The organism is Streptomyces sp. NPDC004752, assembly GCF_053601275.1.
In genome coordinates, this window is record NZ_JBSGBN010000321.1 from 1 (window position 1) to 1,002 (window position 1,002).

The 1,002-nt window shown below is 69.1% G+C and carries 1 protein-coding gene; it reads left to right on the top strand.

The genetic code is table 11. The features are described 5' to 3' along the window. On the top strand, window positions 1-831 hold an 831-nt coding region (locus ACWEKM_RS46660; RefSeq protein WP_451627386.1), incomplete at its 5' end, for a transposase. Window positions 832-1,002 lie beyond the last annotated feature (171 nt).

A 1,002-nucleotide genomic window follows, 5' to 3' on the forward strand; every position in this document is an offset into this window, starting at 1 on the left:
GCCGGCGCGAACACCGTTGCCGATCACCTGCGGGTGCTGGATGCCGCGCTCGCGCAGATACCCGGCTCCTCCCAGGCCAAGATCCTGGTGCGGGTCGACGGTGCCGGTGCCACGCACGGCCTGCTCAAGCGCCTTCAGGCGCTGAACACGACGCGGCGCACGGTCCGCTACACCGTCGGCTGGACGATCACGCCCGAGGACGAACGTGCCATCGCCCGCCTTCCCGAAGCCGCCTGGGAAACCTCCCTGCGACAGGATGGCGAGGTCCAGGAGGGCTACTTCGTCGCCGAGCTGACCGGGTTGAGCACTCGTGAGGGCTGGCCCAAGGGCATGCGGCTGATCGTCCGCCGCGTCAAGCCCTCCCGCCGCCACCTGGGGAAGCTGACCGCGTTCGAGCAGAAGACCGGCTGGCGCTACTCGATCACCGCAACGAACATCCGGCACATGGGCCACATCGCGGGAACCCACCAAGTGCAGTTCCTCGACGTCCTCCACCGCGATCACGTCGAGGTCGAAGACCGCGTGCGCACCAACAAGGCGATGGGACTGGCGAACCTGCCGTCCAAGTCCTGGGAAACGAACGCGAGCTGGATGCTCGCCGCGAACCTCGCCGCCGATCTCGACGCCTGGCTGCGGCTGCTGACCCTCCACGACCAAGAGGACCTCGCCGACGCCGAGCCGGACACGATGCGCTTCCGCCTCTACCACCTGCCCGCCCGCCTCGCCCACCACGCACGCCGCCGCCACCTGCGCATCGAACGGACCTGGCCCTGGGCCGAGACATTCACGACCAGCTGGAAGCGGATCAACAACCTGCCGGCCGCCACCTGACGACCAGCCTCCGCCCCAACGCACACCGAGAGGAGGAAGGCGGCAGCCTCCGGGCCCGTGGAACCCGGCGCACCCCGCAGCGACACGCGACGGCCCGCCCTCACACAGCGAGGGACAATACGGGTGAACCACCTGGCCACCCAACGACCAAACCCCACCGAAGAATCGAGG